The following is a 21,640-nucleotide window of genomic DNA, read 5'->3' as shown; positions in this document are numbered from 1 at the left end:
GAATGGTCATCTCAGGCACCCGCCGGGGACACGGTCAGCACCGCGCGCGAGTCCGGGCGCAGCGCCTTGGCCGCCGCCGACACCGCGTCCGCCGACACCGAGGCGATCCGCTCTGGCAGCCGGTCGATCATGGTGGGGTCGCCGAACATCAGCTCGAACGCGCCCAGCGCGAGGGTGCGGCTGACGATGCGGTCGTGCTCCTTGTGGAGGCTGGCCTGCCAGCGCGCGGTGACCTTGGCCAGCTCGCGCGCCTCCGGCGGGGTGCCCGCCAGCCGGTCCAGCTCCTCGTCGATCGCGCCGAGCACGCGGTCGACGCCGACCTCGTCGGAGTGGATGGCGGTGATGGTGAACGTGTCGGGGTCGCGCGCCTCGAACGGGCCGAACAGGCCGCACCCGGCGTTGACGTCGGTGACCAGCCGCTCGCCGTAGACCAGCCGCTGCTGCAGCCGGGAGCCGTCGCCCTCGGTGAGGACGCCCGCGAGCACCAGGTGCGCGAGGTAGCCGTCCATGTCGGTCGACGGGTCGGGCACCCGATAGCCGAGCGCGACCGCGGGCAGCGGGGCCAGCGCGTCGGGGTGGTCGGCGCGCAGCTCGCCCGAGGGCGGCGGCTCGGCGAAGGACGGGCGCGCGGGCCTGGGCCGCGCGGGCACGTCGCCGAAGTGCTTCTCGATCAGCGCCTTGGCGTTGTCGACGGTGAAGTCGCCCGCCACGGTGAGCACCGCGTTGGACGGTGCGTAGTAGGTGTCGAAGAAGGACGCGCAGTCGGCGACGGTGGCGTCCTCCAGGTCCTCGAACCCGCCGTAGCCGTTGTGGGCGTTGGGGAAGGTCTTGTAGAGCACCGGGGGCAGCAGGATCCAGGGGAACCCGCCGTAGGGCCGGTTGAGCACGTTGAGCCGGATCTCCTCCTTGACCACGTCGATCTGGTTGCGGAGGTTCTCCTCGGTGAGCTTCGGCGCGCGCATGCGGTCGGCCTCGAGGAACAGCGCCCGCTCCAGCGCGGCCGACGGCAGCACCTCGAAGTAGTCGGTGTAGTCCGGGTGCGTCGAGCCGTTGAACGTGCCGCCGGAGGACTGCACGTGCCGGAAGTGCGCCAGCTTCTCCAGGCTCTCGCTGCCCTGGAACATCAGGTGCTCGAAGAGGTGGGCGAACCCGGTCCTGCCCTCCGGCTCGGAGCGGAAGCCCACGTCGTAGTGCACGCTCACGCCGACGACCGGCGCGGTCGGGTCCGGCGCGAGGACCACCCGCAGGCCATTGGCCAGGGCGTAGCGGTGCAGCTTCTCGGAAACGGTCACGCCAGCGAGCCTACGGGAGCGGCGGGGGTCGCAGGCAGAGCGACTCGACGGCCTGTGGACAACTTCGGGGACGCCCTGGTCGGGGCGTCCCCGGAAGCGATGTCAGACGCGCCTGCGGCGGGCGGCGAAGACCAGTCCCGCGCCCATGCCGAGCGCGGCCAGCCCGAGCACGACCATGCCGGTGACGGCCGCGCCGGTGACCGGCAGGTCGTCGACCGGGCCGGGGCTGCCCTGCGGCGGCGGGCCGGACGGGGTCGTGGTCGGCGGGCCCGAGGTCACCGAGGTCGGCGGGGTCGTCGTCGTGGTGGTGGTCGGCCCGCCCTCGACGCAGTCGACGGTGAACTGCTCGCGCGTCTCGCTGCCGGGGCCGCGCAGGACCGCGGTGTAGACGCCGTCCTCGATGCCCTCGTGCCGCATCCAGTCGTAGCGCCCGTCGCGGTCGGGGGCGACGACGGCGTCGAACTCCGGCCGTCCCTCGACCTTGAACACGCGCTTGCTCTGGCTCGGGAAGAACCGGACGGTCACCACGGACTCCTCGCCGACACAGCGCACGGAGACCTGCAGACCGTCATCGTCGACGACGACGTCCTCGCAGTAGTCGACCAGCACGTGCGTGGGCGTCTCCGAGCCGTCGGAGCCGATCACGGTCATCGGGTACACCCCGCCGGGAAACGGGCCGAGGTCGACCGTCTCCTGCCAGCCGCCCACGACGGTGACCGTCTCGGTCACGTCGCCGACGGTGATCGTGTAGTCCGCGTCGTGGCGGTTCGGGTTGCCCACCGTCACGCGGACGACGGCGGGCGTGGTCACGTCTTCCTTGTCGTCGCAGCGCGCGTCGGCGACCACGTTCGGCGCGTCCTTCGGCGCGCACTTGACCGTGAACTCCTCGGTGATCGGCTCGTCCAGGCTCTCGCCGCTGAGGACGGCGGTGTAGGTGCCGTCGTCGTAGAGGTTCTCGGTGATCCGCACGAACAGCCCGGGCAGGATCTCCTTCGCCTCGTACTGCTGCGCTTCCTCGGTGATCTCCAGCGTGTAGGAGCGCGTCTGCCCCTCGGTGTTGGCGACCTCGAAGGTGGCCACTCCCCATCCGCCCTGGCACTGCACGTCGACGGTCAGCCCCGGCTGGGACGGCTTGCGGTCGTCGCACGCCTTGACCTGCACCGGAACGCCGTCCGACGGCAGGTCGGCGCCCTCGACCCGGACGACGTAGTCGCCCACCGGGACGTCGGTGAACTCGTGCCAGTAGACCTCGTGCTCCTCGTGCAGCGCGGTCTCCTGCGCCTCTTCGCCGAACCCCTCCAGGAGGACCTTGTAGGGCCCGAGGTCGTCGAGGTAGACCTCGACGTCGGTCTTCCCGTCGGCGGCGCAGTCGGCGAGCACGCGGACCAGGGTCGGCGGCACGTCCTCCGGGTTCTCCTGCGCGGACGCGACGGATGCCGAGGCGGCGGCCAGGGTAAGGCCTGCCACGGCGGCGAGGACCGCCCTTGTCACGGTGGTGAGCACCGAGTCCTCCCTGATCGGGTGACGCGAAATCCCGCGCACGGTACCCCGACCCGCAATAACGACTCCACACTCACCCGGACGGAACAGTCACCGTTTGCCAAATACCGCATCCAGCTCGTCGACCAGCGCCGGGAACCGGTCGGCGAAGCGGCGCGGGTCGAACCTCGGCTCCTGCGCGGCGTACCAGTACAGGCCCGCAGACATGGTCTGCGCGTTGCGCTCCAACCACTGCTTGGTCTCGTCCAAGGCGACCGCGTAGGGCAGCGAGCGGGAGAAGACCATCTCGCGGTCGGCGACGGGCACGCGGTCCGGCCGCGCCGCGCGCAGGTAGCCGTGCAGTCCGCGGACCTGCTGCAGCAGCAGGCCGCCGCGCTTGGTCCGCGCGGGCAGCAGCCGCGCGCCCAGCAGCAGCCCGATACCGCCGATGACCACCGCGACGCCCAACAGCGCGGGACCGCCGCTCAGCGCGAGCGCGACGGTCACCGCAGCGCCCACGACCGCGACCGCCGCCCCGATGATCCCGACCTTGCCCAGACCCCCGGGCCTGCGGGAAAGCCAGCTGCGCGACACCGCGTCGGCGTAGACCGCGGACTGCGCGCCCGCCACCCGCGGCGGGGTCGAGCGCAGCGCCGAGACGGTCACCGCGTCGGTCCCCTCGGGCAGCAGCGCGTCGTACACCGCGCGCTCGTAGGCGGTCAGCGCGTCGTCGGGCGCGTTGCGCCGCACGATCTGCCAGTCCGGACCGGCCTCGGTGATCCACAGGTAGTTGCGCACGGCGAGGTCGATCACCGTCGCGGTGAGATCGCGCGGGTCCACCCGCTCGTCGATCACCGTGCCCGCCTGGCCGGGCAGGATGCCGTCCGGCGAGGCGAAGACGACCCGCTCGCCCTGGCCGACGAGCACGTCGACCGGCGCGCCCTCGGCGGCGAGCGCCCGGGTGTCGCGGCCGCGGGCGGTCAGCACCACGGCGAAGCCGCCGATCAGCAGGAGCAGCACCAGCCCGAGGCCGCCGCCGCTGAGCGGGGTCAGCGCGAACGGGCCCGTGCCCGCGACCCCGCTGTCGAACTTCGCCGTCGCGGGCACCAGCCCGGCGTCCAGGGTGGCCGTGACGTCGACCCTGGCGCCGGTGTCGAGATCGGAGTGCAGCACCCGCAGGATGCCCGCCGCGTCGGTGACCGCGGAGTCGCAGCGCTCCTCGGTGTTCGGCGCGCCCGCGAGGCAGACGAAGTCGTAGCCGGGCTTGGGGGTGAGCAGGGAGGCGCGCAGGAACACCAGCTTGGTGTCCCAGCCGCTGGCGACCTGCCAGCGGAACTGCAGCCGGTCGCCGAGGTCGGCGATGGCACCGTCCAGCTTGTACGAGACGGTGGACGCGCCCTCGCCGAGCTTGATCACCAGCTGGTCGCCGGTGACCGACGCGGTGCCGTTGCCGTCGACCTTCGGGTCGCTGACGGTGAAGACGCGGTCGCCCACGCGCAGCGGCGCCGTGCGGGTCATCGTCGACTTGGCCTGCACGATGACCTGCTCGACCACGCTCACGCTGCCGTCGCGCTCCAGTTTGAGCTGGATGTTGACGCTGCGCGGCAGCACGACGGGGACGCCGGGCGGCCGGGTCGGGCGGACCTCGCCGGTCGGCGGCTGCGGCACGATGATCGGCCCGCCCGTGGGCTGCCCCGGCGTGGGCAGCGGGAAGTCGAAGGTCGGCGCGTTCGGCGGCGGCGAGAAGGTCGGCTGGCCCACGATTGTGATCCCGGCGACTACGAGACCGGCGGCGATCCCCCATTTGGTCAACACGGCAGCGAACGATAGCCGAGCCCGCCTATGCTCACCGGCGATCTCGGACAACTTGGGGGATTCAGCGATGACGCAGCCGCCGTACGGACCCTGGCACCAGCAACCGCCGCCCGGCGGCTACCGTCCGCCGATGCCGCCCCCGCGCCCGGTGGCGCCCCCACCGTACGCGCGTCCGCTCCCGCCCGGCATGCACCATCCACAGCAGACCTACGGCCAGGCGCAGTACGGCTACGCGCAGCAGCCGTGGCCCGCCTACCGGCCGCCGATGCCGCCCAAGTCCAACGCGGGCGTGATCACCGCGGTGTCGCTGGTCGGCGTGCTGATCCTGGCCGCTGGCCTGGTCGGCGCGTTCAGCATCGCCGACGCCTACGACGACTACAACGACGTCGGCTACTCCTCCCCCACGTACTCCACCTACCCGTCGTACACCGGGTACTCGTCGGCCTCGGACTACCCGTCGACGACGTCCTACGACTACACGTCGACCACCACGACGACCGAGACCACCACCGAGACCACGGACTACACGACGACGACCGAGACGCCGTCGGGTCCGCAGCCGGTCTACACGCTCGCCGACAACCCGCTGCACGGCGACAACGGCACCAACGCCGCGAGCTGCGCGATCAGCGGCTGGCCGAGCGACCCCGCGGCCGCCAAGGCGTTCTTCACCCGGGTCCTGCCGTGCATGGAGGAGGCGTGGGCGCCCGCGATGGAGCGCGCGGGCCTGCCGTACGAGACGCCCGGACTGGAGTTCCCGTCCGGCACCAGCTGGGAGAGCCCGTGCGGCAGCACCAGCGGCGCGACGGCGGCGGCGTTCTACTGCTCGCGCAACAACACGATCTACATGCCGTTCGAGGGCCTGCAGACCGGCGACTACGGCAACCAGCCCGGCTACTACCTCGCCCTGTTCGGCCACGAGTTCGGCCACCACATCCAGTGGCTGTCGGGCATCCTGCCGACCTACCACGAGGCGAAGTACGAGGCGGGCGACCAGACCGCGGCCGGGCTGGAGCTGTCCCGGCGCGCCGAGCTGCAGGCGTCGTGCCTGGGCGGGATGTGGTTCGCCGGGGCATGGAACGGCGACGCGGGCGTGCCCGACGAGATCGTCCGCCAGTTCCTCGCCGACGGCTACCAGCGCGGCGACTGGAACGCGAACCTGCCGCGCGACCACGGCTCACCGGAGAACAACGGCTCCTGGCAGGAGCACGGCTACCGCAACAACCGAGGCAACTACTGCAACACCTGGGCCGCGGACTCCCAGCACGTGGCCTAGCCGCGGCGGTACAGCGCGACGAACCCGGCGCCCGCCATGCCCGCGAGCACGGCGAGGGCGACGCCCACCACGCGGGCGTCCGTCGTGGCGCCGGTTCGGGCGCTGCCCAGGTGCACCTCGCCGTCGGTCACCGACAGCGCCACCTCCTCGCCCTCGCGATGCCCGCAGGCGTCGAGTTCGGCGCGCACGGGCGCGCCGTCGCGCACGTACTCGACCTCCTCGCGCCCGGGGTCGGCGCACGACACCGCGACGGTGACCTTCCCCGTCGTCTCCCACGCCTCGGCGGCGACCGACCACATGCCGTAAGCGCCGAACAACGCCAACAGCACGGCCATCAGCACGCTCATCAGCGCGACGACGCCCGCCTGCCCGGCAGGCGTCCCCAGAACCGGCGGCACACGCACCCCCGGATCGTCGCACCCCGGGCAAGTCCCCCTCAGTCGGACGCCGGGGTGACCTTGCGGATGTAGAGCAGGCGGTCGCCGCGCTCGATCGCGTCGGCCTCGGAGGAGTCGACGCGGTAGAGCGTGCCCGCGCGGACGATGCCCAGCACGATGTCGGACAGGTGCCGGGGCGAGCCGCCGATCTCGCTCTCCTCGACCTCGCGCTCGGAGATCGCCAGGCCCTCGTCGGGGGTGATCAGGTCCTCGACCAGGCCGACCACGGTCGGGGTGTGCGTGGCCATGCCCAGCAGGCGCCCGGCGGTCTCGCTGGAGACCACGACCTGGTTGGCGCCGGACTGGCGGAGCAGGTGCACGTTCTCGGTCTCCCGGACCGCGGCGACGATCTGGGCCTTCGGGGCGAGCTCGCGGGCGGTCAGCGTGATCAGCACCGCCGAGTCGTCCCGGTTGGCGGCGACGACGATGGAGCGCGCCCTGGGCACGCCTGCCACCCGCAGCACGTCGGAGCGGGTGCCCGAGCCGTGCACGGTGACCAGCCCGAGCAGCGACGCCGCGTCGAGCATCGCCTGGTCCTGGTCGACGACGACGATGCGGCTCGGGTCGACCCCGTCCGAGAGCACCGCGCTCACCGCGGAGCGCCCCTTGGTGCCGTAACCGACGACCACCACGTGATCCCGCACCTTCGTCCTCCACCGTTGGATCTTGAACGCCTGCCGGGAGCGCTCGGTGAGCACCTCCAGCGTGGTGCCGACCAGCACGATCAGGAACAGCACCCGCAGCGGCGTGATCACCAGGATGTTGACCAGCCTGGCCGACTCGCTGTACGGGGTGATGTCGCCGTATCCGGTCGTCGACAGCGACACCGTGGCGTAGTAGAACGCGTCGAGGAAGCTCACGCCGTCCTCGTTGACGTCCCGGTAGCCGTCCCGGTCGAGGTAGACGATCAGCACCGTCGCGATCAGCGCCAGCAGCGCGCCGATCACCCGCCGCATGATCGACGTCACCGGGCTCACCCGGGACGCGGGCATCCGGATGATGCCGACCAGGTCGTGCTCGGAGCGGTCGGACAACTCGTGCATCGCCGACCGGAACCGGGTCATCGGGCCCATCCCCGAGCGATCCGCGTCACGTGGCGAAGGTTAACCCGCTCGGCCCAGGGGACGTCAGTCGAGGGGCACGGAGCGCAGCAGATCACGCAGGCCGTCGGCGTCCAGCAGGTCGGCTGGCCGCAGCGTGCGGTCGTGGCGGACGTAGTGGAAGGCCGCGCGCACCTGGTCCGGATGCACGCCCGTGAGGCCTGCCCACGCCAGGCGGTACGCGGCCAGCTGCACGGTCAGCGCGGGCAGGCGCTCGGCGTCGGGCACCGCGCCGGTCTTCCAGTCCACGACGGTCCAGCCGCCGTCTTCGTCGCGAAAGACGGCGTCCATGCGGCCGCGGATGGCGAACCCGTCGATCTCGGTGGCGAAGGGGACCTCGACGTCGTGCGGGACGCGGTCGGCCCACGACGAGCGCAGGAAGGCCGCCTGCAGCGCGTCGAGGTCGTCGTCGGGCGCGGCGTCGTCGTCGGCGGCGCCGGGCAGCTCGTCGAGGTCGATCAGCGCGCGGGAGCCGAAGCGGCGCTCCAGCCAGGTGTGGAAGGCGGTGCCGCGGCGGGCGACCGGGTTCGGCGGGTAGGGCAGCGGCCTGCGCAGCCTGCGGGCGAGCGCGTCGCGGTCGGCGGCCAGCTCGACGAGCTGACTGACCGAGAGCTGCTCAGGCAGCGCGACGCGTTCGCGCCGGGCGGCGGCCGCCGCGCGCTCGGCGAGCAGGACGTCGGTGTCGCGCACCCAGCCGTCCGGGTCGTCCGGCGGGTCGTCGGGGGTGTCACCGAGCGCGGCGAGTTCGGCGCGCACGAGTTCGGCCCCGGCGACGACGTCGGCGCGGCGCTCGCCCAGCGGGTCGGCGGGCCACTGGGCGGTGTTCACCTTGGCCGAGAGCGGGTTCTCCGCGCCGTCGGGCGGCGGGGACTCCCAGATCTCCACGACGTCGGTCCAGCCCGCCGCCTCGGCGAACCCGGCCAGCTCGGTGAGGAACTCCGACGGGCCGCTCGGGGTGGACTTGGTCTTGCCCCACCAGTGCCCGGAGACGATCAGCGAGTGCTCGGCGCGGGTGAGCGCGACGTAGCAGAGCCTGCGCTCCTCCAGCAGCGCGCGCTCGGCGAAGGCGTCCTTGTGCTCCTCCAGCAGCGCCTCGACCTCCTTGCGGTTGCCCGCCGGCCCGAGGTTGAGCACGGGCAGGTCCTGCGCGTCTCCGCGCAGGTGGGCGGGCAGTTCGGTGACCGAGGTCAGCCACGACCCGCCGCGCCGCTTGGTCGGGAACACCGAGTCGACCAGGTGCGGGACGGCGACGATGCGCCACTCCAGGCCCTTGGCCGAGTGCACGGTGAGGATCTGCACCCGGTCGTCGGCGACCTCGACCTCGCCCGGCTCCAGCCCGTCCTCGGCGTCCTCCGCGGTGCGCAGGTAGTCCAGCAGCGCGGCAAGGCTCGCCGACGGCGCTGCCCGCGCGTAGTCGGCGACGACATCGGCGAAGGCGTCCAGGTGCGCCCGGCCCACGCCGCCGCGGCGGGCCGTGGCCTCGATGTCGAGCTGCATGGTGCGCTCCACGTCGGCGACCAGCTCGGGCAGCGGCTGGTCCAGCCTGCGCCGCAGGGCGCGCAACTCGGCGCCGAGCGCGCGGATCCGGCGGTATCCCAGGTCCGAGTACGCCTCCCGCTCGCCGGGGTCGTCGATGGCGTCGACCAGGCCCGCCTGCTCGACCCCTTCGCCCGGCAGCGCGTCGAAGGGCCCCTCCTGCGGGGTCGCGTACGTCCCGGACAGCTCCCGCGCCCGCGCCCACAGCGCCGCGAGGTCGGCCGCGCCCAGCCGCCAGCGCGATCCGGTGAGCAGCCGGGCGGCCGCGGTGCCCGCGAGCGGGTCGATGAGCACGCGCAGCGCGCTCACCAGGTCCCGGACCTCCGGCTCGTCGAGCAGGCCGCCGAGGCCGACCACCTCGACCGGCAGCCCGCGCTCGCGCAGCGCGGTGGCGAGGTCGGCCATGTCGGCCCGCCGCCGCACGAGCACCGCGGCCGTCGGGGCCTTGCCGTCGGCCTGGAGCGCGGCGTGCCAGCGGTCGGCGACCTGGTTGGCCACCCACTGGACCTCGGTGTCCACATCGGACAGCAGGGCGAGCGTGACATCGCCCGCTGGCGCGCCCTGGCGGGAGCGCAGTTCGTCCACTTCGAGGCCGTTGGCGCGCAGCGGCGCGGAGATCGCGTTGGCCAGGTCCAGCACCTCGGCGGGGTTGCGGAAACTGGTCAGCAGGCCGTACTTCGCCGCGGGGACGAGCCGCCCGCCGTCGCGGCGCGGGAAGTCGGTGGCGAAGCGCGGCAGGTTGGCCGCGCTCGCGCCGCGCCAGCCGTAAATGGCCTGCGCGGGGTCGCCGACGGCCGTCACGGTCATCGGCTCGGCGTCCGGATAGGACTGCGAGAGGCCGAACAGCGCGCGCAGCAGCACGCGCTGGGAGTGGCCGGTGTCCTGGTACTCGTCGAGCAGGACCGCGGTGTAGCGGGAGCGCTCGCCCGCCACGACCTCCGGGTGGGTCTCGGCGAGCCGGGCGGCCAGCGACATCTGGTCGCCGAAGTCGATCGCGCCCTCCCGGCGCTTGCGCTCGGTGTAGGCGTCGACCAGGGCCAGCAGCGCGACCCGGAAGCGCTGCGTGACGATGACCTCCCTGAGCTTCTGCGACAGGTCCTGGCGCTGTCCCTTCGCCCGGGGCGCGGACTCGATCAGCACGCACAGCTCGTCGGCACTGCGGCGCAACGCGTCCTCGTCGACCAGGTGCTCGGCCAGCTCGCCCGCCAGCTGCAGGACGCGCTGGGTGATCGTCGCCGGGACCAGGTCGGTGTCGAGGTCCTGGCTCCAGGTCGACACCACGCGGTGGGCGGCCTGCCAGGACGCGGTCTCGGTGAGCAGCCGCGCGCCCGGCTCGACCGGCAGCCGCAGGCCGTGCTCGGCGACGAGCCTGCCCGCGTACGCGTGGTAGGTCAGCACGGTCGGCTCGCCCGCGTACACCGCAGCGCGGCGCTCGCCGGTCGGGTCCAGCTTGTCCAGCAGCCGCGCGCCCGCCAGCCTGCGCAGCCGCGCGCGGACGCGGTCGGCGAGCTGGCGGGCGGCCTTGCGGGTGAAGGTCAGACCCAGCACGCGGTCGGGGGTGACCAGACCGTTGGCGACCAGCCACACGACCCGGCCCGCCATGGTCTCGGTCTTGCCCGCGCCCGCGCCCGCGACCACGAGCGCGGGTTCCGGGGGCGCGGCGATGACCGCGGCCTGCTCCGGGGTGGGCGCGGCGATGCCGAGCTCGTGGGCCAGTTCGGCCGGGCTGACCAGCGCGAGACCCGGCAGGGGCAGGCTCATTCGGTCACCTGGCGGCCGCTCGGGTTGAGCGGGCACGCGGTGCGGACCGGGCAGCGCGGGCAGTCCGGGTTCTCCATGGCGACGTAGTCCGGGCCCACGGTGGACTGGGCGGCCTCGCGCACGATCTTGAGCCAGTGCTCCCGCGCCTCGGCGTCCAGCGGCGCCTGTCCGCGCTCGGTCGCCTTGCCGCGCGCGCGCTTGGCGACGTACAGCAGCCGCGCGCCGCCGGGTTCGCGGGCGAGGCCGTCCTCGGCGAACGCGCCGTAGGCGACCGCCAGCTGGTAGACCGCGAGCTGCGGGTTCTCCTGCGCGGCCTCCGCGCTCACCGGCGACTTGCCGGTCTTGATGTCGACGATGACCGGGCGGCCGTCGGCGTCGGCCTCCAGCCGGTCGACGCGGCCGCTGACGCTCACCCCGTCGGGCAGGTCCACGCGCACGTCCCGCTCGACGGCGACCTGGGTCAGCTCGCCGCGGGTGGCGTGCAGCCAGTCCAGGAACGTGTCGACCATGGCGCGGACGCGGTTCTGCTCCCGCTTGGAGAACCAGGGCGCGCCCGCGTCCACCGACGACCACGCGCGGTCCAGCTCGCGCATGAGGTCCGCGCGGGACGCGCCCGCGGCCGCGGCCTGGGCCAGCGCGTGCACCAGCGTGCCGGTCACCGCGGCGAGTTCGGCGGGGTCGGACCCGCCGTGCCGCTCGACCAGCCAGCGCAGCGGGCACTTGACCAGCACCTCGACCACCGACGGCGACACCCGCACCGGGCGGGCCGCGTCGCGCAGCGGCACGACGGTCGACATCTCGGGCAGGCCGTACCACTCGTCGGGGTGCGCGCCGGGCACGCCCGCGGCGGCCAGCCGGGCCAGCTGCCGCGCGGCGAGCGCGCGCCTGCCGGGCTCGGTCGCGCCGTCGCAGACCACCTGGCGCAGCTCGCCGACGAGGTCGGCCAGCACCAGCGCGCGCTCGGGCTTGGCGATCGGGACCGGGTCGTCGGACTCCTCCTCGGCGACGCCCGCCACCTCGGCCAGGAACCGCGACGGCTGCTCCTCCTCGCCGCGCACGGCGCTGACCAGCAGCTTCTGCCGGGCCCGGCTCGCGGCGACGAGCAGCAGCCTGCGCTCCTCGGCCAGCAGCGGCGCGGTCGCCGAGACCTCCTCGGCGAGATTGACGCCGGAGAGCACGTCGACCATCCGCTCCACGCCGAGCAGCGAGCCGCGCAGCCGCAGGTCCGGCCAGGCCCCCTCCTGCACGCCGGGCACCGCCACGACCGTCCACTCGCGACCGGCGGCGGCGTGCGCGGTGAGGATCGCGACGGCCTCGCCCTGCGGCGCGCTCGCGGCCAGCGTGTCGCCCGCGATGCGGTGTCCGACGAGGTGTTCGACGAACTCGCCCGGCCCGGAGCCGGGCAGCCGGTCGGCGTAGCGCTCGGCGGCGTGGAACAGCGCCACGACCGCGTCGAGGTCGCGGTCGGCCTGCGCGCCGACCGGCCCGCCGCGCGCGGCGGTGGCCACCCAGCGGGGTTCCAGGCCGCTGCCCTGCCAGAGGTCCCAGAGGAGGCGTTCGAGGCCGATGTCGTCGGCGATGCCCTTGCGCGCGGCCGACAGCAGGGCCGCGACGCGGCGGACGGGCCCGGACTCGGCGTCGTCGAGTGCGGTCAGCCGGTCCTCGTCGGTGAGCACCTCGACGAGGAGGTCGTCGCTGGACCGGTCGCCGCCCGCGGCCACCTCCAGCCTGCGCAGCCCCCGGCGCAACCGGCGCAGCGCCAACGGGTCCGCGCCGCCGAGCTGGGAGGACAGCAGCAGCTCCGCGGTCGCGGGGTCCAGCTGGTCAGGGGACGCCGCGCAGCGCAGCACCGCCAGCAACGGCCGCACGGCGGGCTGCTGGGCCAGCGGCAGCTCGTCGCCCGGCGCGGCCACCGGCACCCCCGCCGCGGCCAGGGCCCGGTGCAGGACCGGGACGGACCGGGTCGCCGAGCGCACGATCACGGCCATGTCCGACCACGGCACCCCGTCGATCAGGTGGGCGCGGCGGAGCTGGTCGGCGACCCAGGACGCCTCGGCCGCCGCGGAGGCGTGCAGCCGCACCATGACGGTCCCGCCCTCGGCCTTGCTCCTGTCGGTCCTCGGCCGGGCGCCGGGCAGGCGGGCGGCCAGGTGGGCGACCGCGCGACGGACCGCGGGGGCCATGCGGTGGCCGCGGCCGAGCACGACGGTCCGGTCGGGCTCGGCGTCGCGGATGAGGCGGACGTCCGCGCCGCGGAAGGAGAACACGCCCTGGTCGGGGTCCCCGGCGAGGATGAACTCCTTCGCCGACTCGCCGAGCGTGGTCAGCAGTCGGAACTGCAGTGGGTCGAGGTGCTGGGCGTCGTCGACCAGCAGGTGGCGCACGCGGGCGCGCTCAGCGGCCAGCAGCTCCTCGTCTGTGCGGAACGCGATGAGGGCGCTGGCGACCAGCTCGGCGGCGTCGAGCGCGGGCGCGGTCGTGTGGGCGATGCCGCTGTCCGCCGCGCCCTGGAGCAGGGTGACTTCCTCGTACTGCTGGCCGAACACGCCCGCGGCGACCCATTCGTCGCGGCCGTGCTTCCTGCCGAGGTCGATCAGGTCCTCCGGGCCGAGCCCGCGCTCGGCGGCGCGCAGCAGCAGGTCGCGCAGCTCCTCGGCGAACCCGGGCACCTTCAGCGCCGGGCGCAGCCGCTCCGGCCAGTCCTGCGCGCCGTCCTCGGCGTCGCCCTCCAGCAGCTCGCGGATCACCGCGTCCTGGTCGGGGCCGGTCAGCAGCCGGGGGCCGGGGCCATTGTGGATCATCGCCTGGATGCGCAGCACGGCGAAGGCGTAGGAGTGGACGGTGCGGACCAGCGGCTCGCGGACGGTGCGGGAGCCCTCGCCGCGCTCGGTCAGCAGGGCGGTGATCCGGGCGCGCAGGTCGGTGGCCGCGCGCCTGCTCGTGGTGATCACCAGCACCTGGTCGGGCCGGACCCCGCCCGCGATGCGGTCGGCGGCGGCCTCGGCCAGCAGCGTGGTCTTGCCGCTGCCCGGACCGCCGAGCACGCGGACGAACCCGCCCGCCCCTTCCAGCACGCCGAGGGCGTCGGCGTCCCACTTCGTGGCGCGCCCCGCTGCCGCAGGTCGCCGGACGAGCTGCGGGGCGAAGGGGGAGCTTCCGCCAGCCACGCCCCCGATTGCACCACGCGCCCGCGACGGTCCGGCGCGCGGCACGCCCATGGGAGGATTCCGGCCATGGCCGACGCCCTGCATGTGCACGAATTCGGTCCCGCCGACGGACCCGTGGTGGTGATGTTGCACGGCGTCACCGGGCACGGCGGCCGCTTCCGGCGGCTGGCCGCCGAGCAGCTGCCCGGGCACCGGGTGATCGCCCCGGACCTGCGCGGGCACGGCCGGTCGCCGTCGCTGCCGCCGTGGACGCTGGAGCAGCACGCCGCCGACGTCGCCGCGGTGCTGGAGACGCGGGGGCTCGGCCCGGTGCCGGTGGTCGCGCACTCCTTCGGCGGCGTCGTGGCCCTGCACCTGCCGCCGGAGCGCGTGAGCTCACTGCTCCTGCTCGACCCGGCCGTGTACGTGCGGCCCGAGGACGCGCTGGCCAACGCGCTGTCGGCAGGCGAGGCCGTGGCCGACCGCGCGCAAGCGCTTGCGGCCCAGCGCGGCGACTGGCCGACCGCGAGCGACGACGTGATCGAGGAAGAGGTCGCCGCCCACTGGACGCAGACCGAGCGCGGGTGGCACCCGCGCTACTGCCCGCCCGCGATCGCGACGGCGTGGAGCGAGATGTGCAGGCCCGCGCCCGTGCCGAGGGTGCGCGCGGTGATGGTGCGCGCGCTCGGCGCCGCGTACGTGGGCGCGGAGTACCTGCGCGCCTGCGAGGGCGCCGACGTCGAGGTGGTCGACGTCGACTGCGGGCATGTCGTCTATCTGGAGCGGCCCGAGCGCGTCGGCGAGCTGGTGGCCGGGCTGAGGTGAACGAGGAACTGCACGAGCGCATCCGCGACCTCGTCCGCGCCATCCCGCCCGGGCACGTGTCGACCTACGGCGACATCGCCGCCATGGCGGGCGCCTCGACGCCGCGGCTGGTCGGGCGCGTCCTGCGCGAGGACGGCCACGACCTGCCGTGGCACCGGGTGTTGCGGGCCACCGGCGTGCCCGCGCCGCACATCGTCCGACGGCAGCTGGAACTGCTGCGCGCCGAGGGTGTGCTCGCCGACGGGGACCGGGTCGACCTGCGCCGGTACCGCTGGTCCGGCTAGGTCGTCACGGCCTCTCGGTTGGCCGTGTCCAGGCCGAGCATCTCCAGCAGGAGTTTGCAGTCCGTGGCGTCGGTGGCGTGATCGGCGACGGTGAGCATCGCCTTCGCGCACGCTTCCGCGTGGTGCCGTGTCTCCTGCTCGCGGGCGGCGGCGCGGCCGATCACCGGAGCCGTTTCGTGGGCAAGCGTCATCGATTCCTCCTCAAAGCAGGCCGCCGGGGAGAGCGTCGAGGTCGCTGCATGGAACACCCCACGGCGAGACCTACCGTGAACGGAATTCACTCTTTCAGGGGAATGTGATCGATTCAACCCCCCGAACAGACTCACCTCATACCGTTATGATCGCATCACCGCACGCTACCGACATTCAATCGTTCCCGATATGCGGCGCCACCGTGATTGCGTGGTCCTCAATGGACTGAGCCAGCCCGGGACTCGGCGTCGGCAACCAGGGAGTCCAGTTCCGGGCTCGGATCCATCGCCGCGGCCATCCGCAGGTGCGGGAGCGCCTCGCGGTGCCGGTTGGCCCGGGAGAGCGCGCGGCCGAGCAGCAGGTGCGCGTAACCGTCGGACGGGTCCATGTCCAGCAGCCTGCGCGCGGTGCGCTCGGCCGGGCCGAGTGCGGCGGACTGGAATTGCGCGAGCGCGAGCTCGGTGAGCACAGCCCGCTCGGGGGCCAGGACGGCGGCCTCGGCCAGCAGCCGCGCCGCGGTCGCCGGGTCGCCGCTCTCGCGGAACAGCCTGCCCCGGGTGAAAAGGTCGAGGACGTCGGTCATTTCCCTCACTCCACTGTGGATCCGAGGTGGGCCGCCGGAATCTGCCCCAGCCTGCCCGCCTGGTAATCCTCGAAAGCCTGGATGATTTCCTGTCGCGTGTTCATCACGAACGGCCCGTACCGCGCGACCGGCTCGTTGATCGGACGGCCGCCCAGCACCAGCACCTCCCACGCCGACCGGCCGCGCAGCGTCAGCGCGTCACCGGGGCCGAGGACGGCCAGGTGGCCCTCCTCCAGCGGCCGGTCCTCCTGACCGACGACGCCGCTGCCGCTGAGGACGTAGACCAAGGCGTTGAACTCCTTGGGCCACGGCACTGCCAGCCGCGCGCCCGCGGCGACGGACGCGTGCACGTAGGTGATCGGCGTCTGGGTGGCGCCGGGACCCGCGTGGCCCGCGAGGTCGCCCGCGATGAGGCGCACGAGGACGCCGCCGTCGTCGCTGGAGAGCAGCCGGGCGTCGGCGGCCCCGATGTCCTGGTAGCGGGGCTGGGCCAGCTTGAGCGTGCGGGGCAGGTTCACCCACAGCTGCACGCCGTGGAACAGCCCGCCCTTGGCGACCATGTCCTGCGGGGGCACCTCGTTGTGGAGGATCCCCGCGCCCGCCGTCATCCACTGGGTGGCGCCGTCGGTGATGAGCCCGCCGCCGCCGATGGAGTCGGTGTGCTGCATGGCGCCGTCGATCATGTAGGTGACGGTCTCGAACCCGCGGTGCGGGTGCCACGGAGCGCCCTTGGCCTCGCCCGGGGCGTACTCGACGGCGCCCATGTGGTCGAGGAGCAGGAAGGGGTCGGCCATGGCGAGGTCCACGCCCGGGAACGGGCGGCGGACCTGGAAGCCCTCGCCTTCGAGGAACTTCTGCGCCTTGACGACCTTGGCGGCGCGCCGCCACGCGGTGGTCTCGGGCAGCCGCGGGAGCCGCGGCAGCGTCAGGGTGTCGGCGGTCACGGCGGGCATGACGGCCTCCTCGGAGCGGGTGGCCACCGGAGGTGGTGGCGCGGTTGTCCGGGTCAACCTGGTTGCGGGTGCAATTATTCCGGGCGGTCCCGCGCCTGCCACCGGCCCGCCGATGCCGGATGGTCGGCGATAGTGCCGTCTCCCGCCCCCACTTCCCGCCATACGCGCGCTTTGTTTATGCGGCGCTTTCGTAGACGCGGGCTTCGGTGTATCTGCGGGCAATCAGGTCCAGGAGTTTGGGGTGGGCCGCCAAGGGCGGCGTGGTGATCTCCGCCCCGCTCTCGGTGATCCTCTTGTGGAACAGGCCGGGGGCCAGGAGCCAGGTCGCCACCGCTGTCGGGCCGGGGGTCGCGGCTACCGCCTCGGCGATGGTCGGTTGCGCGGTGGCGGCGTAGGCGACTGTGACCGGGGAGCCTGTGCGGGCGGCCAGGAGCAGTGCCGCTTTGCGGGTTTCGGACTGCGCGCGACGGTCGGTCGAGCCCGCGGCGGCCAGGATGACGGGGATGCCGGGGCGCCAGCCTGCCGTCGTCAGGTGGTCGTGGGTGGCGGCGATCAGAGGATGCGCGGGGCCCAGATGCGGCGTGGTGCTCGCCGGGCGGCCGGAGGCGGCTATCTGGGCCGGGACGTCGACCCGGACGTGGTACCCGGCCGACAGGAACAGGGGGACGACGACGGCCGGGTCGTGGACCGTGCGGAGGACATCGGTCAGGTTCGGGCGACGGACGTCGGCGAACGCCACGCGGACCGGGACCTCGGGGAGGAGATCGCGCGCCTGGTCCGCCAGGTCGTACGTGACCGCCGTGCCCTCCGCCGACCTGGTGCCGTGCGCGACCAGGATCAGGGTCATGGGGTGGGCACCGCCAGGCGGTAGCCGCGCTTGACGACGGTCTGGACCACGCCGGGGACGGCGAGGGCAGCGCGGAGCCTGCCCACCGCCGTCTCCACCGCGTGCTCGTCCACTGTGGACTCCCGGCCTGAGTGCCTGCGCAGCACGCCCGCCAGGGTCGCTCGGGAGAGGACCCGGCCGGGCGTGGCCGACAGCGCGCGGAGGAGGGCCATGGGCGCGGGGGCGACCGGTCGGAGGTCGCCGTCCACCAGCACCGCCTGGCCGCGCAGCTCCAGCTCCCGTCCGGCGACGGTGACGCGGGTGGCCCGGGTGGGGATGGTGTCCGACAGGTGGCGGACCAGGGCGCCGATGCGCGCCCGGTCGGGCCAGACTGCGGGGATCTCGTGCCTTGCCAACGGGCCCGCGGTGATCGCGCCCACCGCCACCACCAGCACGCGGGTGCGCAGGGCGTCCACCAGGGCGTCCAGCTTGCCCATGCGGTCGGCGGTGTCGAGGGTGCTGGCCGCGGCCGGGGCGCTGGTGAACGTGAGCGCGTCCACCTGCCCGGACAGCACCGCGTCGATCAGCCGCTCCAGGGGCGCGGGGTCGGCGGGGGCGGTCCAGCGGTAGACGGGGATCTCCACGACCTCGGCGCCCGCGCGGCGCAGGGTGTCGGTGAAGTCCGGCAGCGGCTCGCCGTGCAGCTGGACGGCGATCCGCTTGCCGTCCACCCCCTGGTCGAGCAGGTGGGCGAGGACCTCGGCGTTGGCCTCGGACTCCGGGGAGAACGCCTCCACCAGGCCTGCCGCCCGGACCGCGCCCTTGGCCTTCGGGCCCCTGGCCAGGACGGCAGCGCCGGTCAGCGCCGCGCGCAGCGCCGGGCCGAGGCCCCAGCCCTCGGCGGCCTCCATCCAGCCGCGGAAGCCGATGCCGGTGGTGGCCACGACGACGTCCACCGGGCCGTCCAGCAGCCCGGTCGTGGCGGCCAGCAGCTCGCTGTCGTCGGCGAGCGGGACGATGCGGATGGCGGGGCCGTGCAGGACCTCGGCGCCGCGGCGCTCCAGCAGCGCGCCCAGCTCGTCGGCGCGGCGCGCGGCGGTGACCCCCACTGTGTAACCGGCCAGCGGGCCGACCTGGGTCGCGGTCACGGCGGTCTCCTCCAGGAGCGCGGTCACGGGCGCCCCAGCTGAATGGTTCCACCCACGACCCGGACCGGGTAGGTGGGGACCGACACGCCCTGGTCGTCGAGGCATTCGCCGGTGCGCAGGTCGAAGCGCTGCTTGTGCATGGGCGAGGCGACCACGGGCGTGCCGCGCAGATCGCCGACGATGCCGCGGGCGAGGACCGCGGCCTGGCTGAACGGGTCGATGTTGCCCAGCGCGTACACCGCGTCCCGGGTGCGGAAGACCGCGACCTGGGCGCCGTCGGGCAGCAGCGCCGCCACGCCGGTCTCCGGCTCGATCGCCGACAGCGGGCAGACGGCGGTCCACGCGGGGGCGGGAACGGTACTGGTCATCGGGAGACCACCTCCGGGATGCCCAGCGGCACCGGGACCGACTGCCCGCGCTCGGCGCGGAAGGAGATGGTCGGGTCCGGCGCGCCGGGGGCGTTGACGAACGAGGTGAACCGGGCCAGCTTCTCCGGGTCGGCGAGCACGCCCGCCCACTCGTCGGCGTAGCCGGTGACGTGCTCGGCCATCTGGGCCTCCAGCTCCTCGGCGATGCCCAGGCTGTCGTGCACGACGACGTCGCGGACGTGGTCGAGGCCGCCCTCGATGGAGTCCAGCCACACCGACGTGCGCTGCAGGCGGTCGGCGGTGCGGATGTAGAACATCAGGAACCGGTCGATCACCCTGACCAGCGTCTCTTTGTCCACATCGGACACCAGGAGGTCGGCGTGCCGGGGCAGGGTGCCGCCGTTGCCGCCGACGTAGAGGTTCCACCCGGTCTCGGTGGCGATGACGCCGAAGTCCTTGCCCCTGGCCTCGGCGCACTCGCGGGCGCAGCCGGAGACCGCCGACTTGAGCTTGTGCGGCGAGCGCAGGCCCCGGTAGCGCAGCTCCAGCTCGATGGCCAGGCCGACGGAGTCCTGCACGCCGTAGCGGCACCAGGTGGACCCGACGCACGACTTCACCGTGCGCAGCGCCTTGCCGTAGGCGTGGCCGGACTCGAACCCGGCGTCCACCAGCCGCCGCCAGATGGCCGGGAGCTGGTCGACGGTGGCGCCGAACAGGTCGATGCGCTGCCCGCCGGTGATCTTGGTGTAGAGCCCGAAGTCAGCCGCGACCTGGGCGATCGCCATGAGCTTGGCCGGGGTGATCTCGCCGCCGGGTATGCGCGGGACCACCGAGTACGTGCCGTTGCGCTGCAGGTTGGCCAGGAAGCGGTCGTTGGTGTCCTGCAGGCCCGCCTGCTCCCCCGCCAGGATGTGCCCGTTGCCCAGCGACGCCAGGATCGAGGCGACCGCTGGCTTGCAGATGTCGCACCCGCGCCCGCTGCCGTGCCGCGCCACCAGCTCGCTGAACGTGGTGATCCCGGTCGCCCGCACGATCTCGAACAGCTCGGCGCGCGAGTGCGTGAAGTGCTCGCACAGGGCCTTGGACTGCTCGACGCCGCAGGAGGCGAGCAGTTGCTTGAGCATCGGCACACACGACCCGCACGCCGTGCCCGCGCGCGTGCAGGCCTTGATCTTGGGCACGTCATCGGCGGCCTGCTCCAGGATCGCGCCGCGGATGTCGCCCTTCGTGACGGCGTTGCACGAGCAGATCTGCGCCTCGTCCGGCAGCGCCCCCACCCCGGCGCCGCCACCGCCGCCCGCGGGGGCCAGCAGCGCGCCGGGCTCGGCGGGCAGCGGGCGGCCGACCAGCGGGCGCAGGCTCGCGTAGTCCGTGGCGTCGCCGACCAGGACACCGCCGAGCAGGGTCTTCGCGTCGTCGGAGACCACCAGCTTGCGGTAGGTGCCCGCGACGGCGTCGTTGACCACGACCTCCAGCGCGCCCTCGGTGGCCGCGTGCGCGTCGCCGAAGCTGGCGACGTCCACACCCATCAGCTTGAGCTTGGTCGACATGTCCGCGCCGGTGAACTCCGCCGCGCCGCCCAGCAGCCGGTCGGCGACGACCTCGGCCATGGCGTAGCCGGGGGCGACGAGGCCGTAGACCCTGCCGTCGGCCAGCGCGCACTCGCCGATGGCGTAGACGGCGGGGTCGGTGGTGCGGCACGCCGCGTCCACCACGATCCCGCCGCGCTCGCCGACGCCAAGGCCGCAGTCCCTGGCGAGCTGGTCGCGGGGCCGGATGCCCGCGGAGAAGACGATCAGGTCGAGGTCCAGCTCGGTGCCGTTGGCCAGCCTGGCCAGCAGCCTGCCCCGGTCGGCCTCGATGGCCGCCGCCGAGGTGCCCGGGTGCACGGTGACGTCGAGCCGTTCGATCAGCCGCTTGAGCAGCGCGCCGCCGCCGTCGTCGACCTGCAGCGGCATCAGCCGGGGCGCCAGCTCGACCACGTGCGGGGAGACGCCCAGGTCGCGCAGCGCCTTGGCCGCCTCCAGCCCGAGCAGGCCGCCGCCGACGACCATCGCCGAGCCGCGGCCCACGCCCGTCCTGGCCCGCTCGACCGAGGCGCGGATGGCGTCGAGGTCCTCGATGGTGCGGTAGACGTGGCAGCCGGGCAGGTCGCGGCCGGGCACCGGCGGCACGAACGGCGCGGAGCCGGTGGCCAGCACGAGCGCGTCGTAGGGCTGCACGCGGCCCGACGCCGTGGTGACCGTGCGCGCGGCCCGGTCGATCGCGGTCACCGGGTCGCCCAGGTGCAGCGCGACGGCGTCGTCCCCGGCGTACCGCGCACCGTCGAGCTCCAGCCGGGCGGTGTCCCAGTCGTCCACATAGGACGTGAGCGCGACCCGGTCGTACGCAGGCCTGCCCTCCTCGGCGAACACCACGACCCGCCACGCGCCCTCGGCGTCGCGGTCGCGCAGCGCCTGGACGAGGCGGTGCCCGACCATGCCGTGCCCGACGACGACCACAGTCCGCGTCATGCGTTGCCCTCCTCCGCTCGGGCCGACTCGGCGTGGACCCGTGCCGTCATGCTCTGATTCGCCCGTATCACCGGGGATTCCTGGTTGTTTCCCGCCGGTTACGGAT

The 21,640-nt window shown here is 73.9% G+C and carries 17 protein-coding genes; 3 read left to right on the top strand and 14 right to left on the bottom strand.

The window, feature by feature from the left end:
* Positions 1 to 11: 11 nt before the first annotated feature.
* The 3 genes from Actkin_RS04580 to Actkin_RS04570 form a co-directional block, all read right to left on the bottom strand.
* Positions 12 to 1,292: a M16 family metallopeptidase gene (locus tag Actkin_RS04580; protein WP_258906076.1), complete on the bottom strand. Its 1,281-nt coding sequence runs from the start codon at positions 1,290 to 1,292 to the stop codon at positions 12 to 14.
* Positions 1,293 to 1,394: 102 nt separating this feature from the next.
* Positions 1,395 to 2,795 (bottom strand): LPXTG cell wall anchor domain-containing protein, encoded by a 1,401-nt coding sequence (locus tag Actkin_RS04575; RefSeq protein ID WP_258906075.1) that lies wholly within the window; start codon positions 2,793 to 2,795, stop codon positions 1,395 to 1,397.
* An 87-nt stretch (positions 2,796 to 2,882) separates the two neighbouring features.
* Positions 2,883 to 4,586 (bottom strand): DUF2207 family protein, encoded by a 1,704-nt coding sequence (locus Actkin_RS04570; protein WP_258906074.1) that lies wholly within the window; start codon positions 4,584 to 4,586, stop codon positions 2,883 to 2,885.
* A 130-nt stretch (positions 4,587 to 4,716) separates the two neighbouring features.
* Here Actkin_RS04570 and Actkin_RS04565 point away from each other — a divergent pair, with 130 nt between their 5' ends.
* Positions 4,717 to 5,862, top strand: a complete 1,146-nt coding sequence (locus tag Actkin_RS04565; RefSeq protein WP_258906073.1) for a neutral zinc metallopeptidase — start codon at positions 4,717 to 4,719, stop codon at positions 5,860 to 5,862.
* Here Actkin_RS04565 and Actkin_RS04560 read toward each other — a convergent pair.
* The 4 genes from Actkin_RS04560 to Actkin_RS04545 form a co-directional block, all read right to left on the bottom strand.
* Positions 5,859 to 6,266 carry a hypothetical protein gene (locus tag Actkin_RS04560; protein ID WP_258906072.1) on the bottom strand — a complete coding sequence of 136 codons (408 nt, stop codon included), beginning with the start codon at positions 6,264 to 6,266 and terminating at the stop codon, positions 5,859 to 5,861. The genes Actkin_RS04565 and Actkin_RS04560 overlap by 4 nt on opposite strands.
* A 32-nt stretch (positions 6,267 to 6,298) precedes the next feature.
* Complete coding sequence (locus tag Actkin_RS04555; RefSeq protein ID WP_258906071.1) at positions 6,299 to 7,363, bottom strand: potassium channel family protein; 1,065 nt, start codon at positions 7,361 to 7,363, stop codon at positions 6,299 to 6,301.
* Between the two features lie 63 nt (positions 7,364 to 7,426).
* The gene (locus Actkin_RS04550; RefSeq protein WP_258906070.1) at positions 7,427 to 10,696 is read right to left on the bottom strand and encodes an ATP-dependent helicase; all 3,270 of its coding nucleotides are present in this window, start codon (positions 10,694 to 10,696) and stop codon (positions 7,427 to 7,429) included.
* Positions 10,693 to 13,914, bottom strand: coding sequence for an ATP-dependent helicase (locus tag Actkin_RS04545; RefSeq protein ID WP_396122937.1), 3,222 nt, complete (start codon positions 13,912 to 13,914; stop codon positions 10,693 to 10,695). Before Actkin_RS04545 ends, Actkin_RS04550 begins: the two co-directional genes overlap by 4 nt.
* A 15-nt stretch (positions 13,915 to 13,929) precedes the next feature.
* Between Actkin_RS04545 and Actkin_RS04540 the strand changes: the two genes are divergently transcribed.
* Positions 13,930 to 14,667 (top strand): alpha/beta fold hydrolase, encoded by a 738-nt coding sequence (locus Actkin_RS04540; RefSeq protein ID WP_189208251.1) that lies wholly within the window; start codon positions 13,930 to 13,932, stop codon positions 14,665 to 14,667.
* Positions 14,664 to 14,951 (top strand): MGMT family protein, encoded by a 288-nt coding sequence (locus tag Actkin_RS04535; RefSeq protein WP_189208252.1) that lies wholly within the window; start codon positions 14,664 to 14,666, stop codon positions 14,949 to 14,951. Before Actkin_RS04540 ends, Actkin_RS04535 begins: the two co-directional genes overlap by 4 nt.
* Here the strand turns inward: Actkin_RS04535 and Actkin_RS04530 are convergent.
* The 7 genes from Actkin_RS04530 to nirB form a co-directional block, all read right to left on the bottom strand.
* Positions 14,948 to 15,142 (bottom strand): hypothetical protein, encoded by a 195-nt coding sequence (locus Actkin_RS04530; RefSeq protein ID WP_189210180.1) that lies wholly within the window; start codon positions 15,140 to 15,142, stop codon positions 14,948 to 14,950. The two genes, Actkin_RS04535 and Actkin_RS04530, sit on opposite strands and share 4 nt — an antisense overlap.
* 218 nt (positions 15,143 to 15,360) lie before the next feature.
* Positions 15,361 to 15,726 (bottom strand): tetratricopeptide repeat protein, encoded by a 366-nt coding sequence (locus Actkin_RS04525; RefSeq protein WP_189208253.1) that lies wholly within the window; start codon positions 15,724 to 15,726, stop codon positions 15,361 to 15,363.
* Between the two features lie 5 nt (positions 15,727 to 15,731).
* Positions 15,732 to 16,679 (bottom strand): pirin family protein, encoded by a 948-nt coding sequence (locus Actkin_RS04520; RefSeq protein WP_258906068.1) that lies wholly within the window; start codon positions 16,677 to 16,679, stop codon positions 15,732 to 15,734.
* Between the two features lie 175 nt (positions 16,680 to 16,854).
* Positions 16,855 to 17,526: a sirohydrochlorin chelatase gene (locus Actkin_RS04515; protein WP_258906066.1), complete on the bottom strand. Its 672-nt coding sequence runs from the start codon at positions 17,524 to 17,526 to the stop codon at positions 16,855 to 16,857.
* Positions 17,523 to 18,680, bottom strand: a complete 1,158-nt coding sequence (locus tag Actkin_RS04510) for a uroporphyrinogen-III synthase (RefSeq protein WP_258906065.1) — start codon at positions 18,678 to 18,680, stop codon at positions 17,523 to 17,525. Before Actkin_RS04510 ends, Actkin_RS04515 begins: the two co-directional genes overlap by 4 nt.
* Positions 18,677 to 19,021: a nitrite reductase small subunit NirD gene (gene nirD, locus Actkin_RS04505; RefSeq protein ID WP_258906063.1), complete on the bottom strand. Its 345-nt coding sequence runs from the start codon at positions 19,019 to 19,021 to the stop codon at positions 18,677 to 18,679. Before nirD ends, Actkin_RS04510 begins: the two co-directional genes overlap by 4 nt.
* A complete protein-coding gene (gene nirB / locus Actkin_RS04500; protein WP_258906061.1) occupies positions 19,018 to 21,534 on the bottom strand; it encodes a nitrite reductase large subunit NirB in 2,517 nt (838 codons plus the stop codon). Before nirB ends, nirD begins: the two co-directional genes overlap by 4 nt.
* Positions 21,535 to 21,640 lie beyond the last annotated feature (106 nt).

This window comes from Actinokineospora sp. UTMC 2448 (genome assembly GCF_024760565.1).
GTDB lineage: Bacteria > Actinomycetota > Actinomycetes > Mycobacteriales > Pseudonocardiaceae > Actinokineospora > Actinokineospora fastidiosa.
Note: the sequence above shows the minus strand (reverse complement) of the source record. Positions and strands in the feature narration are given on the sequence as shown.

Coding starts and splice junctions, on each gene's coding strand:
- Actkin_RS04520 (WP_258906068.1), bottom strand. CDS start 16,679: ATGCCCGCCGTGACCGCCGACACCCTGACGCTGCCGCGGCTCCCGCGG.
- nirD (WP_258906063.1), bottom strand. CDS start 19,021: ATGACCAGTACCGTTCCCGCCCCCGCGTGGACCGCCGTCTGCCCGCTG.
- Actkin_RS04555 (WP_258906071.1), bottom strand. CDS start 7,363: ATGACCCGGTTCCGGTCGGCGATGCACGAGTTGTCCGACCGCTCCGAG.
- Actkin_RS04565 (WP_258906073.1), top strand. CDS start 4,717: ATGCCGCCCCCGCGCCCGGTGGCGCCCCCACCGTACGCGCGTCCGCTC.
- Actkin_RS04540 (WP_189208251.1), top strand. CDS start 13,930: ATGGCCGACGCCCTGCATGTGCACGAATTCGGTCCCGCCGACGGACCC.
- Actkin_RS04550 (WP_258906070.1), bottom strand. CDS start 10,696: ATGAGCCTGCCCCTGCCGGGTCTCGCGCTGGTCAGCCCGGCCGAACTG.
- Actkin_RS04525 (WP_189208253.1), bottom strand. CDS start 15,726: ATGACCGACGTCCTCGACCTTTTCACCCGGGGCAGGCTGTTCCGCGAG.
- Actkin_RS04530 (WP_189210180.1), bottom strand. CDS start 15,142: ATGACGCTTGCCCACGAAACGGCTCCGGTGATCGGCCGCGCCGCCGCC.
- Actkin_RS04515 (WP_258906066.1), bottom strand. CDS start 17,526: ATGACCCTGATCCTGGTCGCGCACGGCACCAGGTCGGCGGAGGGCACG.
- nirB (WP_258906061.1), bottom strand. CDS start 21,534: ATGACGCGGACTGTGGTCGTCGTCGGGCACGGCATGGTCGGGCACCGC.
- Actkin_RS04545 (WP_396122937.1), bottom strand. CDS start 13,914: ATGGGCGTGCCGCGCGCCGGACCGTCGCGGGCGCGTGGTGCAATCGGG.